The organism is Burkholderia sp. BCC0506 (assembly GCF_902833145.1).
In the GTDB taxonomy this organism is placed as follows: domain Bacteria; phylum Pseudomonadota; class Gammaproteobacteria; order Burkholderiales; family Burkholderiaceae; genus Burkholderia.
Genome location: NZ_CADFEN010000016.1, coordinates 72330 through 87624, shown reverse-complemented (window position 1 = coordinate 87624; position 15295 = coordinate 72330). Strand labels below are relative to the sequence as shown.

14 protein-coding genes and 1 riboswitch are annotated in these 15295 nt (G+C 69.3%); of the genes, 9 read left to right on the top strand and 5 right to left on the bottom strand.

Going from position 1 to position 15295, the window contains the following annotated elements; genetic code table 11:
* The first annotated feature begins 61 nt into the window (after nucleotides 1-61).
* Nucleotides 62-1528, top strand: a complete 1467-nt coding sequence (locus HWX62_RS29675; protein WP_175932033.1) for a glutamate synthase subunit beta — start codon at nucleotides 62-64, stop codon at nucleotides 1526-1528.
* Between the two features lie 58 nt (nucleotides 1529-1586).
* On the opposite strand, the gene HWX62_RS29670 is transcribed toward HWX62_RS29675, so the two are convergent.
* Nucleotides 1587-2096 carry a hypothetical protein gene (locus HWX62_RS29670; RefSeq protein ID WP_244136112.1) on the bottom strand — a complete coding sequence of 170 codons (510 nt, stop codon included), beginning with the start codon at nucleotides 2094-2096 and terminating at the stop codon, nucleotides 1587-1589.
* Between the two features lie 179 nt (nucleotides 2097-2275).
* On the opposite strand from HWX62_RS29670, the gene HWX62_RS29665 reads away from it, so the two are divergent.
* Complete coding sequence (locus HWX62_RS29665) at nucleotides 2276-3766, top strand: alanine/glycine:cation symporter family protein (protein WP_175932032.1); 1491 nt, start codon at nucleotides 2276-2278, stop codon at nucleotides 3764-3766.
* Complete coding sequence (thpR, locus tag HWX62_RS29660) at nucleotides 3763-4332, top strand: RNA 2',3'-cyclic phosphodiesterase (RefSeq protein WP_175932031.1); 570 nt, start codon at nucleotides 3763-3765, stop codon at nucleotides 4330-4332. The genes HWX62_RS29665 and thpR overlap by 4 nt, the downstream gene beginning before the upstream one ends.
* 80 nt (nucleotides 4333-4412) lie before the next feature.
* Here thpR and HWX62_RS29655 read toward each other — a convergent pair whose 3' ends face one another.
* The 4 genes from HWX62_RS29655 to HWX62_RS29640 all read right to left on the bottom strand — a co-directional run bounded on the left by HWX62_RS29655 (nucleotide 4413) and on the right by HWX62_RS29640 (nucleotide 9655).
* A complete protein-coding gene (locus HWX62_RS29655) occupies nucleotides 4413-5696 on the bottom strand; it encodes a D-amino acid dehydrogenase (protein WP_175932030.1) in 1284 nt (427 codons plus the stop codon).
* Nucleotides 5697-5721: 25 nt separating this feature from the next.
* On the bottom strand, nucleotides 5722-6984 hold the full coding sequence (locus tag HWX62_RS29650; RefSeq protein ID WP_175932029.1) for an MFS transporter: 1263 nt from the start codon (nucleotides 6982-6984) through the stop codon (nucleotides 5722-5724).
* A gap of 128 nt (nucleotides 6985-7112) precedes the next feature.
* Nucleotides 7113-7889, bottom strand: coding sequence for an SDR family oxidoreductase (locus HWX62_RS29645; RefSeq protein ID WP_175932028.1), 777 nt, complete (start codon nucleotides 7887-7889; stop codon nucleotides 7113-7115).
* Nucleotides 7886-9655, bottom strand: a complete 1770-nt coding sequence (locus HWX62_RS29640) for an ABC transporter ATP-binding protein/permease (RefSeq protein ID WP_175932027.1) — start codon at nucleotides 9653-9655, stop codon at nucleotides 7886-7888. Before HWX62_RS29640 ends, HWX62_RS29645 begins: the two co-directional genes overlap by 4 nt.
* 269 nt (nucleotides 9656-9924) lie before the next feature.
* Nucleotides 9925-10048: riboswitch (TPP riboswitch) on the top strand.
* A 225-nt stretch (nucleotides 10049-10273) separates the two neighbouring features.
* Here HWX62_RS29640 and HWX62_RS29635 point away from each other — a divergent pair.
* The 6 genes from HWX62_RS29635 to mlaE all read left to right on the top strand — a co-directional run bounded on the left by HWX62_RS29635 (nucleotide 10274) and on the right by mlaE (nucleotide 15285).
* Complete coding sequence (locus HWX62_RS29635; protein ID WP_175932026.1) at nucleotides 10274-11410, top strand: FAD-dependent oxidoreductase; 1137 nt, start codon at nucleotides 10274-10276, stop codon at nucleotides 11408-11410.
* 32 nt (nucleotides 11411-11442) lie between these two features.
* Nucleotides 11443-11640: a sulfur carrier protein ThiS gene (gene thiS, locus HWX62_RS29630; RefSeq protein WP_059567644.1), complete on the top strand. Its 198-nt coding sequence runs from the start codon at nucleotides 11443-11445 to the stop codon at nucleotides 11638-11640.
* Between the two features lie 38 nt (nucleotides 11641-11678).
* Complete coding sequence (locus HWX62_RS29625) at nucleotides 11679-12494, top strand: thiazole synthase (protein ID WP_175932025.1); 816 nt, start codon at nucleotides 11679-11681, stop codon at nucleotides 12492-12494.
* Nucleotides 12491-13615 carry a thiamine phosphate synthase gene (thiE, locus tag HWX62_RS29620; RefSeq protein ID WP_175932024.1) on the top strand — a complete coding sequence of 375 codons (1125 nt, stop codon included), beginning with the start codon at nucleotides 12491-12493 and terminating at the stop codon, nucleotides 13613-13615. Before HWX62_RS29625 ends, thiE begins: the two co-directional genes overlap by 4 nt.
* Before the next feature lie 84 nt (nucleotides 13616-13699).
* Entirely contained in the window at nucleotides 13700-14521 is an 822-nt protein-coding gene (locus HWX62_RS29615) for an ABC transporter ATP-binding protein (protein WP_006477138.1), read from the top strand.
* Nucleotides 14518-15285 carry a lipid asymmetry maintenance ABC transporter permease subunit MlaE gene (gene mlaE / locus HWX62_RS29610; protein ID WP_050013133.1) on the top strand — a complete coding sequence of 256 codons (768 nt, stop codon included), beginning with the start codon at nucleotides 14518-14520 and terminating at the stop codon, nucleotides 15283-15285. The genes HWX62_RS29615 and mlaE overlap by 4 nt, the downstream gene beginning before the upstream one ends.
* Nucleotides 15286-15295 lie beyond the last annotated feature (10 nt).

Here is a 15295-nt window from a genome sequence, read left to right as displayed (position 1 = left end):
GCGCGCGCCTGACGGCCGCGCGCGGCTCCCCCACCCGATACACCGAACAGAAGAGCACCTTATGGGCAAGGCAACCGGTTTTCTGGAGTTCGAACGCCGCCACGAGGCGTACGAAGCACCGCTCACGCGCGTGAAGCACTACAAGGAATTCGTCGCGGCGCTGACCGACGCGGACGCGAAGGTCCAGGGCGCGCGCTGCATGGATTGCGGCATCCCGTTCTGCAACAACGGCTGCCCGGTCAACAACATCATCCCGGATTTCAACGATCTCGTTTACCGCCAGGACTGGCAGCAGGCGATCGAAGTCCTGCACTCGACCAACAACTTCCCGGAATTCACGGGCCGCATCTGCCCGGCGCCGTGCGAAGCGGCCTGCACGCTCGGGATCAACAACGATCCGGTCGGCATCAAGTCGATCGAGCACGCGATCATCGACAAGGCCTGGGCGGAAGGCTGGGTGAAACCGCTGCCGGCCGAACACAAGACGGGCAAGAAGGTCGCGATCGTCGGTTCGGGCCCCGCGGGCCTCGCCGCCGCGCAGCAGCTCGCGCGTGCGGGCCACGACGTGACGGTGTTCGAGAAGAACGACCGCATCGGCGGCCTGCTGCGTTACGGGATCCCCGACTTCAAGCTCGAGAAGTGGCTGATCGATCGCCGCATGCGCCAGATGGAAGCGGAAGGCGTGACGTTCCGCACCAGCGTGTTCATCGGCAAGGATCCGCTGCCCGAATCGATCGGCAGCCTCGCGAAGGAAACGATCTCGCCGGACACGCTGAAGGAAGAATTCGACGCGGTCGTGATCGCCGGCGGCTCGGAAACGCCGCGCGACCTGCCGGTGCCGGGCCGCGAGCTCGCGGGCGTTCATTTCGCGATGGACTTCCTGCCGCAGCAGAACCGCGTGAACGCGGGCGACAAGCTCGCCGACCAGCTGCTCGCGAAGGGCAAGCACGTGATCGTGATCGGCGGCGGCGATACGGGTTCGGACTGCGTCGGCACGTCGAACCGACACGGCGCGAAGCAGGTCACGCAGTTCGAGTTGCTGCCGCAGCCGCCGGAAGAGGAAAACAAGCCGCTCGTGTGGCCGTACTGGCCGATCAAGCTGCGCACGTCGTCGTCGCACGAGGAAGGCTGCGAGCGCGACTGGGCGGTCGCGACGAAGCGTCTCGAAGGCAAGAACGGCAAGGTCGAGAAGCTGATCGCGGTGCGTGTCGAGTGGAAGGACGGCAAGATGCAGGAAGTGCCGGGTTCCGAGTTCGAGATGAAAGCCGATCTCGTGCTGCTCGCGATGGGCTTCACGCAGCCGGCCGCGCCGGTGCTCGACGCGTTCGGCGTCGCGAAGGATGCGCGCGGCAATGCGCGCGCGGCGACCGAAGGCGATCGCTCGTACTACACGTCGGTCGACAAGGTGTTCGCGGCAGGCGACATGCGTCGCGGCCAGTCGCTCGTGGTGTGGGCGATCCGCGAAGGCCGCCAGTGCGCGCGCTCGGTCGATGCGTACCTGATGGGGCATTCGGAACTGCCGCGCTGAGCTGAAGCGCGAGCGGGTTTCGACGAAAGCCGGGCGTCCGAAAGGGCGCCCGGTTTTTTTATTTCTGATGCGGCGGGCGATCGCGGGATCGTCCGGTTGGGGCGGCCAACGGATCGATGGTTCGCCCGTAGCTCGCAAGCTGCCCGTTGCAATCGATCATCGCGGTGTATCGCGTTTCGTCGACGCGTAGCGGGAATTCCCACACACCGAGTTTCCATGCGTGATACCGCGGCGCGCCGTCGAACCGGATGCTGTCCGGCGGTATTCCATGCGCTTCGAGAAGACGGGCCTCGACTTTTTCCCGTAGCGCATCGAGAGACATGTCGGGGCAGCTGCCTTCGGTCCGCTCATATCGGGAAGTCGCGACGACGATGAACAGCAATGCGTAGATGCAGATCGTTGCGACCACTGGCGAGAGAAGCAGCCGGAACGAGCCGCGGATGACGCTGGAAATCGTGGGGCGCTCGATGTGGGATGAACGACGTGAGGAGTAACCCGGGCGGACACTCGACGTCCGGATTTTCACGCCGGGTGCGTGCGGTCCGGTCGCTCGGCGCGGGAGTCTCATCGCGTCTTTCCGCCGCATTTTCGCGAAGTGTCGTCTAACCTGATGACATCCGGCGTCGATTTTTCATCATCTCAAATCCTTTCGGTTTGTAATAATTCTTGAAAACTGTCATATCATGTCGCCCCTCGGGCCGCATTCGCGGTCGTCGCACATGACTGACCTATTGACAAGGACTCTGGATGGAAGCATTCGTGCAAGGGCTGATCGACGCCGTCAACGGCGTGTTGTGGAACTACGTGCTGATCGCGCTGCTGCTCGGCGCCGGTGCGTGGTTCACGTTGCGGTTCCGGATGATCCAGCTGAAGGCACTGTTCCTCAGCATGAAGCTGGTCGGCAGCAAGGGCGAGCCGGGCAGCATCTCGTCGTTCCAGGCGTTCGCGACCGGGCTCGCGAGCCGCGTCGGCACCGGCAACATCGCCGGCGTCGCGGTCGCGCTGACGGTCGGCGGGCCGGGCGCGATCTTCTGGATGTGGATGACCGCGCTCGTCGGGATGTCGTCCGCATTCGTCGAAGCGACGCTCGCGCAGATCTTCAAGGTGTCGCACCCGGACGGCAGCTATCGCGGCGGCCCCGCGTACTACATCCAGACGGGCCTGCGCTCGCGCGGCTTCGGCGTGCTGTTCTCGCTGTCGCTGATCCTCGCGTTCGGCTTCGTGTTCAACGCGGTGCAGGCCAACGCGATCGCCGATGCATTCCATACGTCGTTCGGCTGGCGCCGCGAGACGGTCGGCCTGGGTCTCGTGCTGCTCACCGCGCCGCTCATCTTCGGCGGGATCCGCCGCATCGCGTCGGTCGCGCAGGTGATCGTGCCGGTGATGGCGATCGGCTACCTCGCGCTGGCGGTCTACGCGGTCGCGACGCACATCGCGCTGGTGCCCGAGGTGCTCGCGCTGATCGTGAAGAGCGCGTTCGGCCTCGAGCAGGCGGCGGGCGGGCTGACCGGCTACGCGGTCAGCCAGGCAGTCGCGATGGGCGTGAAGCGCGGGCTGTTCTCGAACGAGGCCGGCATGGGCAGCGCGCCGAACGCGGCCGCGACCGCGAGCGTGCGGCATCCGGTCGTGCAGGGGCTGATCCAGATGCTCGGCGTGTTCGTCGACACGATCGTGATCTGCAGCGCGACCGCGTTCGTGATCCTGCTGTCGGGCCAGTACGCGCTCGGCACCGGCATGGAAGGCGCGGCACTCACGCAACGCGCGATCGCGAGCCACGTCGGCGACTGGGGCGGGATCTACATGGCCGTCGCGATCTTCTTCTTCGCGTACTCGTCGGTGATCGGCAACTACGCGTATGCGGAAGGCAATGTCGAGTTCGTCACGAAGCGGCGCGGCGTGCTGCCGCTGTTCCGCGTCGCCGTGCTCGGCATGGTGATGTTCGGCAGCGTCGGGCAACTGCCGCTCGTGTGGGCGATGGCCGATACGAGCATGGGGCTGATGGCGATCATCAACCTGGTCGCGATCCTCGCGCTTGGCAAGTACGCGCACGCCGCCTGGGCCGACTATCGCCGCCAGCGCGCGGCAGGGGTCGCCGAGCCGGTGTTCACGCGCAACACGATCCCCGAACTCGCGCGCGTGCTGCCGGCCGACGTGTGGGGCGAGCACGGCCCGCTGTCGCAGCGTTCGCCGTCGGCCGACGCGGTGGCCGAAGTGCGCGTGACGGTGCGCGAGTCATGAACGGCGACCGGCTCCGTGCGTTCGTCGCGCTGATGCCCGATGCGGCGTCGCGCGACGCGCTGCACGCGTTGCCGGTCGCCCGCGGCGCGCGGCGCACGCTGCCCGCGCAACTGCACATGACGCTCGCGTTCATCGGCGCTATCGAGCGGGAACGGTGCGACGCGCTGGCCGCGCACCTGCCCACGCTCGCGGCCGCGCACGCGTGGCCGCCGTTGCCGGTCGAGCGGATCGCGTGGTGGCCGAGCCTGCCGCGTGCAAGGCTGATCGTCGCAGAGCTCGCGGCCGACGCCGCTTGCGTCGCGCTGAATGCGGGGCTGGCCGCGCTGTTGCGCGAACTCGGCGTGCCGGCCGACCGGCGGCCGTTCCGGCCGCACGTGACGCTCGCGCGGCTGCCGCACGATGCGGTTGGCCAGCCCGCGCACGGCGGCGCGCCGGGGCGGCCCGTCGAGGTGCGCGTCGACGCGCTGACGTTGTTCGAGAGCCGGCTGTCGCACGAAGGCGTGTCGCATCGGCCGATCGTGTCGGCGCCGATCGCCCCGGCCGACGGCCGCACGCCGCCGCGGTAGCGACACGCGCCGACACGGCCGCGCGCCATGCCGCCGGTCGCGACCGCGCATCGCTTCGACGGTATGACCCGCCGGCTGCACTACCCGTCGTAGCGCGCGAGCGTCAGGCCGGCCAGATCGATCTCCGGCGTGCGCCCGGTGACGAGGTCCGCGATCACTTTTCCCGACCCCATCGACATCGCCCAGCCCGTCGAGCCGTGGCCGACGTTGAGCCAGAGGCCGTCGATCCCGCTCGCGCCGAGCAGCGGCGGCCCGTCGGGCGTCATCGGACGGCGGCCGACCCAGAAGCGTGCCGACGCGCGATCGGCCGCGTGGGGGAACCAGTCGTCGAGCACCTTCATCAGCGTGTCGAGCGCCTGCTGCCGCAACGTCGCGTGGCGGTTGCCGAGTTCCGCGGTGCCGGCGACGCGCAGCGTCGGGCCGAAGCGCGTGATCGCGGTCTTCAGCGATTCGTCCATCAGTGCGGCGCAGGGCGCCTTTTCCTCGTCGACGATCGCGAGCGTGGCCGAGTAGCCCTTCACCGGATACAGCGGCACGTCGATGCCGTGCGGCCGCAGCAGGCCTGCGCTGTCGACGCCGAGCGCGACGACGATCGCGTCGGCGGCGAGCTGCGTATCGCGTCGGGCGGCGGCGCCTGCCTCGAGCGATTCGATCCGCACGCCGCACACCTTGCCGCCTGCGACGTCGAGCGCGCGAATCGCGGTGCGGAACCGGAACGTCACGCCGTTCGCTTCGCACAGCGCCCGCAGCTCGCGCGTGAAGCGCGCGCAGTCGCCGGCTTCATCGTCGGGCAGGTAGATGCCGCCGACGGGCGCCTGCCGCGCCCAGCGCAGGCCCGGTTCGATCGCGGTGCAGCCGGCCGCGTCGAGTTCGCGAAACGCGATGCCGGCATCGCGCAGCACCTTCAGCGCGGGTTGCACCATCTCGACGTCGAACGCGCCGCGCAGCAGTTGCAGATAGCCGCGGCTCGCGCCGTAGTCGAACGGATGACGCTCGCGAAACGCATGCAGGCAGGCGCGGCTGTAATACGCGATGCGCTGCATCCGCTGCTTGTTCACGCGGAACCGCTCGAATTCGCATTCGCGCAGCCAGCGCGCGATCCAGCGCCACTGCGCGGCGTCGAGCGTCGGCCGGAAGATCAGCGGCGACGCGGGTTTGAACAGGTATTTGAGGATCTTGCCGGGCATCCCGGGCGCGGCCCACGGCGTCACGTAGCCGGGCGCGATCACGCCCGCGTTGCCGAGGCTCGTCGCTTGCGCGACATCGGCCTCGCGTTCGATCACGGTGACGTCGCAGCCTGCTTCGCGCAGGTGCCAGGCAGTGGTGACGCCGATCACGCCGGCGCCGAGAACGATCACGTGCATGCGGTGTCCGGGACGAAGCGGTGGCTCACGACGCGACGGCCGTATCGTCGGCGAGCGACTTGCCGCGCGTTTCCGGCAGCACGAGCGCCGCGACGATCACGAGCAGGTAGCCGCCGCCCGCGACGAGGCCGATCGCCTTCACGAGCGACATCGATTGCGACAGCGCGCCGACGAGGATCGGGAAGAACGAGCCGAGCCCCCGGCCGAGGTTGTAGCAGAAACCTTGGCCGGAGCCGCGGATCGCGCCCGGATACAGTTCCGACAGATACGCGCCGACGCCCGCGAAGATCCCTTGCACGACGATGCCGAGCGGAAAGCCGAGCAGCAGCATCGCGGTATCGGTGATCGGCAGCATCGTGTACGCCATGCCGAGCGAGAACGAGCCGATCGCGAACAGGATGAACGACGCGCGGCGGCCGAGCCGGTCGGACAGGATCGCGCCGACCACGTAGCCGACGAACGACCCGACGATCAGCACGACGAGATAGCCGCTCGTGTTGAACACCGATAGGTGGCGCACGGTTTTGAGGTAGGTGGGCAGCCACGTCGTGATCGCGTAGTAGCCGCCGAGCATGCCGGTGCAGAGCGCGCTGCCGAACAGCGTCGCGCGCAGGTGCGGCGGCGAGAAGATCTCGAGGAAGTGGCCCGACACGCGGCCTTCGTCGCGGGCGCGGCGCGTGGCCGTGTAGATGTCGGGGTCGCTTACGTTGCGGCGGATGTAGAAAATCCACAGCGCGGGCGCGAGGCCGATCCAGAAGCACGCGCGCCACGCGAGTTGCTCGGGCAGCAGCGCGAAGAACGCCCAGTAGAGGATCGCGGCCGCGCCCCAGCCGAACGACCAGCTGCTCTGCACGGTGCCGACGGCCTTCGCGCGATGCTCGGGCGAGCGGATCGTCTCGGCCATCATGATCGTCACGACCGACCATTCGCCGCCGAAGCCGAAACCCTGCAGCGTGCGCGTGGCGAGCAACTGCCAGAACGAATGCGTGAAGCCCGACAGGCACGTGAACAGCGCGAACGTCGCGATGGTCCACTGCAGCACGCGCACGCGGCCGTAGCGATCGGCGAGGATGCCGGCGACCCAGCCGCCGATCGCCGACGAGATCAGCGAGCTCGTCGCGATCATCCCGGCCTCGCTCTTCGACATGCCCCAGGTGGCGATCAGCGTCGGGATCAGGAACGAATACATCATGAAGTCGAACGCATCGACCGCGTAGCCGCCGAATCCGGCGTACAGCGTCCGGCGCTCGCGCGTCGACAATGCGTTGAACCACCGGAATGCCTGCATGCTTGCCGCCCCCTCTCGTGTTGTCTCGTCCCGCGCTGCCGCGCCGCGGTTATTTTACGGGCGCGATCCTGCCCGCCAAAAAGGCGGATGCGGCTTCGTGAGGAGAAGCAGAAAGGCGGGAAGGCGCGTCAGAGCGTCAAGCCGCCGTCGACGTGGATGACCTGGCCGGTGATCTGCCGCGCCGCGTCCGACAGCAGGAACGCGATCAGCGCGGCGACGTCGTCGGGCTCGGCGATCCGGCCGAGCGGCGTCGCCTGTTCGGCCTGCGCCCACGCCGCGGCGTTGCCGGCGCTCGGCCCGTGGTCCTTGCGCGTGAAGCCCGGTGCGACCGCGTTGACGGTGATACCGTGCGCGGCGAATTCGGCGGCGGCGGTACGCACCAGCGATTCGAGCGCGGCCTTCGCGGCGGCGGTCGCCGCGAACGGTGCCTCGGCGCGGTAGCGGTGCGCGACGAACGAACTGACCGCGACGATCCGCGGCGCGGCCGACGCTTCGAGCAGCGGCCGCGCGCGGCTCGCGAGCGCGGAGAACGCACCGGGCATGGCCGTGAAGGCGGCCGCGAGCGCATCCGCTGAGAGACCGGAAAAGGATTGCCGCGCGGCGAAGCCGGCGTTCGCGACGAGCTGGTCGAGCGCGCCGAAGCGGGTGGCGACGGCATCGACGAGCGTGGCGGCCACGCCCGGCTCGCCGAGATCGCCGGTCAGCGTCAGGCATTGCGCGCCGGCCGCCGTGCATGCTTGCGCAACGTCGGCGAGCCGCGCGCGGGCCGCATCGTCCGCGCCGCGCGCATGCAGCGCCAGCGCGGCACCGGGCGCCGCGAGCCGCCGCGCGAGCGCCGCGCCGATCCCCGACCCGGCGCCGGTGATCAGCGCGATCCGGGCGACGTGCGCGGCGCGTGCGTTCACGCGGCGACCTTGTCGTCGTCGTTCACGCGCTCGACGTTGATCGTGCCGACGTGGAACGCGGCCAGCGATTCGCGGTGCGCGATGCTGACGATCGCGGCCTTCGGCAGCCGTTCGGCGAACAGGTGATAGAGGCGCGCTTCGTTGTCCGCGTCGAGCGCGCTGGTCGCTTCGTCGAGGAACAGGAAGTCGGGCTTGTGCAGCAGCACGCGCGCGCCGGCCAGACGCTGCTGCTCGCCCGGCGACAGCACGCGGGTCCAGTGTGCGGTTTCGTCGAGGCGATCGACGTAATCCTCGAGGCGGCACGCGCGCAGCGCATCGCGGCACGCTTCGTCGCTGAACGTGTCGGGCGTCGCCGGGTAGGTGAGCGCGGCCTTCAGCGTGCCGATCGGCAAATAGCTGGTTTGCGGCACGAACATCATCCGCGCGCCGACGGGTGCGTCGATCGCGCCGTCGCCGAACGGCCACAGGCCCGCGAGCGCGCGCATGAACGTGCTCTTGCCGGAGCCCGACTTGCCGACCACGAGCCAGCGCGAGCCGGGCTCGATCGTGACGTCGCCGATGTTCGCGAGCGCGTTGCCGTTCGGCAGCGCGAGCTTGAGTGACGACGTGGACAGCTTCGCGGCGTCGATGTAGTGCAGGTTGATGCCGCCGTGCTCGGTCGCGGGCGACAGGCTTTCCTTCAGGTGCGACGTGCTCATCACGCGCTTGAATTCGCGCAGACGATTGACGGTGGCGCGCCATTCGACGAGGGTCGAGTAGCTGTTGATGAACCACGAGAACGAGTCGCTGACGGTGCCGAACGCGGACGAGATCTGCATCAGCACGCCGAACGAGAACGCGCCGGCAAAGTAGCGCGGTGCGGCGACGACGAGCGGGAAGATGATCGCGATCTGTCCGTAGAAGCTCAGCACGAACGTGAGCCGCTTCGTGTACTTCATCACGCGCCACCAGTTGTCGCGGATGCGCATGAAGAGGTTCTGCGCGTTGCCGGTCTCGGTCTTCTCGCCGTCGTAGAACGCGATCTGCTCGGCGTTCTCGCGCACGCGGATCAGCCCGAAGCGGAAATCGGCCTCGACGCGCTGCTGCTGGTAGTTGATCGACACGAGCGGATGGCCGACCTTCTGGATGATCAGCGAGCCGACCACCGCGTACAGCGCGGCCGCCCAGACCATGTAGCCGGGAATCGCGATCGGCGTCGCGCCGAGCGTGAACGTCAGCGCGCCGGCGAGCGACCACAGGATCGTGATGAACGACACGAGCGTGACGACCGTCGACAGCAGGTCGAGCGACAGCGCGAGCGTCGTGGTCGCGAACGACTGGAGGTCGTCGGTGATCCGCTGGTCGGGGTTGTCCGCGAGGCGGTCGCGCTCGATCCGGTAGAACGCGCGGTCGCCGAGCCACTGGCCGAGGAAGCGTTCGGTGAGCCACTGGCGCCAGCGGAAACCGAGCATCTGCCGCAGGTAGCGGCCATACACGGCGAGGATGATGAACGCGAAGGCGAGCGCGGAGAACTGCATCAGCAGGTTCGGGAAGTCGTGGACGTCCTTCGACTGCAGCGCGTTGTAGAACTGCGCGTTCCACTTGTTCAGCCGGACGTTGATCCAGACGACGCAGAGGTTGATCGCGACAATCGTGACCAGCAACCCCCACGCGATTTTCCATTCGGACGATACCCAGTAGGGCTTGATGAGGCTCCATGCGGATACCGGGCGCTCGCCCTGCGGCGCGTCGGAGGCGGAGCGGACGGGATCGATCGATTGGGTCATGTGCTTCCTGATGATGAGCCGGCGCGCGGGCCGGGCGAAGCCGGGCGCGCGCCGCGATATGGCATGCCGGGGACGGTGCCGACCGACGGCGGGCGTCCGGATGGTCGCCCGTGCGTCTTAAACGGCACTTAAAAACCGGCGGTGACGCGGCAACCGGCCGCTCGCGCGGCCGGCCTGCGGGCATTGTGCCAGAGCGGCGCGGCGCGCCGGCGAATTTGCCGCAAGGGGGACAGTTTGCGGCGCTTTCCGCTTTTATGGTCTAATGGCCGACGACGAAACAGGGGTGCTTCGTGGTGCGGCCGGCGGATGTTCCGGGCAGCGCGGCGAGGCTGAGAAAGACCCTTCGCACCCGATCCGGGTAATACCGGCGAGGGAAGTTTCTGATCCCGCCGGGCCGCGCTGGCCGCCATCCCACATGGTCAGCGCCCGAGTCCCGCCCGGCCGGCCTTTGCTGCCGGTTTCGTCCTTTTGGGTACGCGCGTTGCGCGTTACGGAAGGAATGATGGCCGCACAATCTTCAGTCTTTTGCACGGTTGCCTGCCCGATGCCGCGTGCGTTCGCCTGCGGCGGCGCGTGCGCGTCGACGTTCGTCGCGCGTGAGCGCGCGGAGGGCACGCGATGAACGTCCGGGATGCACGGCCCGATTTCGCGGTGCTCGGCGGCGGCCTCGTCGGCCGCCTGATCGCGTGGCGGCTCGCGGGCGACGGGCATCGCGTCGCGCTCTACGAGCGCGGCGGCCCGGACGGCGAGCAGTCGGCCGCGTGGGTCGCGGCCGCGATGCTCGCGCCGCTCGCGGAAGCGGCGAGCGCGGAGTTGCTGATCACCGAGCTCGGCGCCGCATCGCTCGCGCGCTGGCCGCAATGGCTCGCGGAACTGCCCGAACCCGTCTTCTTCCAGCATCGCGGCACGCTCGTCGTCTGGCATCACGCAGACCGCGCGGAGGCGCCGCTGTTCGAGCGGCGCCTCCGCGCGAACGCGCCGGCCGAGCTGTTCGACGGCGGCTTCGTGACGCTCGCCGGCGCGCAGGTCGACGCGGCCGAACCCGCGCTCGCGGGCCGCTTCGCGCGCGGGCTGATGCTGCCGCGCGAAGGGCAGCTCGACAACCGCCAGGCGCTGCGCGCGCTCGCGGCGGGCCTCGCCGAACGCGGCGTCGCGCTGCACTGGCACGCGTCGATCGACGACGCGAACCGGCCCGCCGCGCATGTCACGATCGATTGCCGCGGGCTCGGCGCGAAACCCGCGCTGCCCGCGCTGCGCGGCATCCGCGGCGAAGTCGCGCGCGTGCACGCGCCCGGCATCGGGCTCACGCGGCCCGTGCGGCTGCTGCATCCGCGCTACCCGCTGTACATCGCGCCGAAGCAGGACGATCTCTATGTGATCGGCGCGACCGAGGTGGAGGGCGAGGACATGTCGCCCGTCAGCGTGCGTTCGGCGCTCGAACTGCTGAGCGCGGCGTTTTCCGTGCATCCGGCGTTCGGCGAGGCGCGCATCCTCGAACTCAACGCGCAGTGCCGCCCGACGCTGCCCGATCATCGCCCGGCGGTGATCTGGGACGGCGCGTCGACGCTCGCCGTCAACGGCCTGTACCGGCACGGCTTCATGATCGCGCCGGAAGTCGCGCAGGCGGCCGTCGAGGTTGCGCAGGCCGCGCTCGGCGGCGCGCTCGGCGATGCCGACGCGTTCGCCGCCTGGCGCGACGCCGCGCGCTGGCCGGCGCTGCTTCATCACCACCACGACGCGCGCCAGCCGGCCTGACGCGCGCCGCCGACCGAATCCGCCCCAGTCTCATGGATATCCAGATCAATCAACAGACCCTGACGCTGCCCGACGGCGCGACGGTGGCCGACGCGCTCGCCGCGTACGGCGCGCGTCCGCCGTACGCGGTCGCGCTGAACGGCAGCTTCGTCGCGCGCACGCAGCATGCGGCGCGCGCGCTCGCGGCGGGCGACAAGCTCGACGTCGTGCACCCCGTCGCGGGCGGCTGAGCGCCGCCGGTTCGTCCCCGCTCTTTCAGGAAAACGACATGACGTCCCACACCTCCGCCGACGCGCTCACGCTGTACGGCGTAACGTTCGCAAGCCGCGTGCTGCTCGGCACGTCGCGCTATCCGTCGCTGCAGTCGCTGTCCGATTCGATCGCCGCATCGCGCCCCGGGATGGTGACGGTCGCGCTGCGTCGCCAGATGACGGGCGGTACGGCCGAAGCCGGCTTCTTCGACCTGCTCAAGCGTCACGCGGTGCCGCTGCTGCCGAACACGGCCGGCTGCCAGACCGTCGCCGAAGCGGTGACCACCGCGCACATGGCGCGCGAGGTATTCGACACCGACTGGATCAAGCTCGAGCTGATCGGCGACGACTACACGCTGCAGCCCGACCCGGTCGGGTTGATCGAAGCCGCCGCGCAACTGGTCAAGGACGGCTTCAAGGTGCTGCCGTACTGCACCGAGGATCTCGTGATCGGCCGGCGCCTGCTCGACGTCGGCTGCGAGGCGCTGATGCCGTGGGGCGCGCCGATCGGCACCGGCAAGGGCGTCGTCAATCCGTACGGCCTGCGCGTGCTGCGCGAACGGCTGCCGGACGTGCCGCTGATCGTCGACGCGGGGCTCGGCGTGCCGTCGCATGCGTGCCAGGTGATGGAATGGGGCTTCGACGGCGTGCTGCTGAACACGGCCGTGTCGCAGGCCACCCATCCGGAGATCATGGCGCGCGCGTTCGCGCAGGGCGTCGAGGCCGGCCGCGCGGCCTACCTCGCCGGCCCGATGGACGCGCGCGAAACCGCGCACGCGAGCACGCCGGTCGTCGGGATGCCGTTCTGGCATCAGGACGGAGGCAGCGCATGAGCGCGCGCTTCGCCGATGCATTCTGGCCGCCGGCCGACGAGCTGGCCGAAGCGGCCGAGCGGATCCGCGCGCGGCTCGGCGACTGGCCGGACGGCGCGGCGCCGTGGCGGCTCTGCGTGGCGGCGCCCGACGTACCGGCCGACGGTGACGTGCTGATCGTGTCGGCCGGCGATCGTGCCGCGCAGGCGCGCGCGTCGGCCGTGTCGCGGCCCGCGTCGCCGGACGCGGTGGCGATCGAATTCGACGAGCAGGGCGCCGTGCTGCATGCGGCCGGCGTGCGTCACGCGCTCGACGCCGCGCATCCGCTCGCGGACGACTGGATCGCGGCGCTCGCCGCATTCCTCGATTGCGGTTTCGCGCCGGTCGATGCGCTGGTGCTCGCGCTGGCGTGGCGCGACGGCGACGAGACGCGCGCCGCCGACGCATGGCCGGTCGATGCCGCGCAATTCCCGCGCGTCGCCGGGCTGCCGCCCGCGCCCGAGCCTGCGTTTGCGCCATGCCCCGCGCGGCTCGGCCTCTATCCGGTCGTGCCGAGTGCCGAATGGGTCGAGCGCGTGCTCGACGGCGGCGCGCGAACCGTGCAATTGCGCGTGAAAGATGCGACACCGGATGCGCTGCGCCGGGAAATCGCGCGGGCGGTCGCGGCCGGGCGCCGCTATCCGGATGCGCGCGTGTTCATCAACGATCACTGGCAGATCGCCGCAGAAGAAGGGGCGTACGGCGTACATCTCGGCCAGGAGGATCTCGAAACGGCCGACCTGGCCGCGATCGCGCGCGCGGGCCTGCGGCTCGGACTTTCGAGCCATGGTTATTTCGAGATGTTGCGGGCGCTGCACGAGCGGCCGAGCTATCTCGCGCTCGGCCCCGTGTACGCGACCGCCACCAAAGCCGTCGCCGCGCCGCCGCAGGGCCTCGCGCGGATGGCCCGCTATGCGCGCTTCGCGGGCGGCCAGGCGCCGCTCGTCGCGATCGGCGGGGTGGGGCTCGACACGCTGCCGGCCGTGCTGGCGACGGGCGTCGGCAGCGTCGCGGTGGTCAGCGCGGTCACGGGCGCGGCCGACTATCGGACGGCGCTTATTGCACTGCAGCAGTGCTTTCCCGGACAATTTGACAATCATTGACCGCAGGGCCCGGAACGGCGTCACGACATCATTCCCATGCAGGCCCTATAATTCGGCGTTCTGCGTAAAAGGACTGTCAGCTCCGTGAGCCCCACTCCTACCGAGACCCTGCTGGAACTTCGCGACGTCGACTTCGGTTACGGCGACCGCCTCGTCCTGTCCAACCTGAACCTGCGCTTCGGGCGCGGGCAGGTCGTCGCGGTCATGGGCGGCTCGGGTTGCGGCAAGACCACCGTGCTGCGCCTGATCGGCGGCCTCGTGCGCGCGCGCCGCGGCCAGGTGCTGTTCGACGGCGCCGATGTCGGCGCGCAGACGCGCGACGGCCTGTACGCGCTGCGCCGCAAGATGGGCATGCTGTTCCAGTTCGGCGCGCTGTTTACCGACATGTCGGTGTTCGAGAACGTCGCGTTCGCGCTGCGCGAGCATACCGACCTGCCCGAAGACCTGATCCGCGACCTCGTGCTGATGAAGCTCAACGCGGTAGGGCTGCGCGGCGCGCGCGACCTGATGCCGTCCGAGGTGTCGGGCGGGATGGCGCGCCGCATCGCGCTCGCGCGCGCGATCGCGCTCGATCCGCAGCTCATCATGTACGACGAGCCGTTCGCGGGCCTCGATCCGATCTCGCTCGGCATCACCGCGAACCTGATCCGCACGCTGAACCAGGCGCTCGGCGCGACGTCGATCCTCGTCACGCACGACGTGCCGGAATCGTTCGCGATCGCCGACTACGTGTATTTTCTGGCCAATGGCGGTGTGCTCGCGCAGGGCACGCCCGACGAGCTGCGCGCGTCGACCGATCCGAGCGTTCGACAGTTCATCGACGGCGCGCCGGACGGCCCGTTCAAATTTCATTACACGAGCCCGCCGCTCGCAGCGGATTTCGGGCTCGGCGGAGGGCGCGCATGATCAGCGCGATCGGACGTTACGTCATCGGCGGCCTCGAGCGCGCGGGCTACGGCACGCGCCTGTTCGTGCGCCTCGTGCTGGAATTCTTCCCGCTGCTGCGCCGGCCGCGGCTGGTCACGAAGCAGATCCACTTCCTCGGCAACTATTCGTTCGTGATCATCGCCGTGTCGGGGCTGTTCGTCGGCTTCGTGCTCGGCCTGCAGGGCTATTACACGCTGAACCGCTACGGTTCCGAGCAGGCGCTCGGCCTGCTGGTCGCGCTGTCGCTCGTGCGCGAGCTCGGCCCCGTCGTCACCGCGCTGCTGTTCGCGGGCCGCGCGGGCACGTCGCTCACGGCCGAGATCGGCCTGATGAAAGCCGGCGAGCAACTCACCGCGCTCGAGATGATGGCGGTCGACCCGATCAAGAACGTGATCGCGCCGCGCATGTGGGCGGGCATCATCGCGATGCCGCTGCTGGCCGCGATCTTCAACGCGGTCGGCGTGCTCGGCGGTTACTTCGTCGGCGTCGTGCTGATCGGCGTCGATCCGGGCGCGTTCTGGTCGCAGATGCAGGGCGGGGTCCAGGTCTGGGCCGACGTCGGCAACGGCGTGATCAAGAGCATCGTGTTCGGCTTCGCCGTGACCTTCATTGCACTGTTTCAGGGGTATGAAGCGAAGCCCACGCCCGAAGGCGTGTCGCGCGCGACCACCAAGACGGTCGTGTTCGCGTCGCTCGCCGTACTCGGCCTCGATTTCCTGCTGACCGCGCTGATGTTCAGCTAAGCCTCAGCCA

What these genes read in the sequence shown, in the direction of transcription:
- HWX62_RS29675 (WP_175932033.1), top strand. Translation starts at nt 62, where the DNA reads ATGGGCAAGGCAACCGGTTTTCTGGAGTTCGAACGCCGCCACGAGGCG.
- HWX62_RS29670 (WP_244136112.1), bottom strand. Translation starts at nt 2,096, where the DNA reads ATGAGACTCCCGCGCCGAGCGACCGGACCGCACGCACCCGGCGTGAAA.
- HWX62_RS29665 (WP_175932032.1), top strand. Translation starts at nt 2,276, where the DNA reads ATGGAAGCATTCGTGCAAGGGCTGATCGACGCCGTCAACGGCGTGTTG.
- thpR (WP_175932031.1), top strand. Translation starts at nt 3,763, where the DNA reads ATGAACGGCGACCGGCTCCGTGCGTTCGTCGCGCTGATGCCCGATGCG.
- HWX62_RS29655 (WP_175932030.1), bottom strand. Translation starts at nt 5,696, where the DNA reads ATGCACGTGATCGTTCTCGGCGCCGGCGTGATCGGCGTCACCACTGCC.
- HWX62_RS29650 (WP_175932029.1), bottom strand. Translation starts at nt 6,984, where the DNA reads ATGCAGGCATTCCGGTGGTTCAACGCATTGTCGACGCGCGAGCGCCGG.
- HWX62_RS29640 (WP_175932027.1), bottom strand. Translation starts at nt 9,655, where the DNA reads ATGACCCAATCGATCGATCCCGTCCGCTCCGCCTCCGACGCGCCGCAG.
- HWX62_RS29635 (WP_175932026.1), top strand. Translation starts at nt 10,274, where the DNA reads ATGAACGTCCGGGATGCACGGCCCGATTTCGCGGTGCTCGGCGGCGGC.
- thiS (WP_059567644.1), top strand. Translation starts at nt 11,443, where the DNA reads ATGGATATCCAGATCAATCAACAGACCCTGACGCTGCCCGACGGCGCG.
- HWX62_RS29625 (WP_175932025.1), top strand. Translation starts at nt 11,679, where the DNA reads ATGACGTCCCACACCTCCGCCGACGCGCTCACGCTGTACGGCGTAACG.
- thiE (WP_175932024.1), top strand. Translation starts at nt 12,491, where the DNA reads ATGAGCGCGCGCTTCGCCGATGCATTCTGGCCGCCGGCCGACGAGCTG.
- mlaE (WP_050013133.1), top strand. Translation starts at nt 14,518, where the DNA reads ATGATCAGCGCGATCGGACGTTACGTCATCGGCGGCCTCGAGCGCGCG.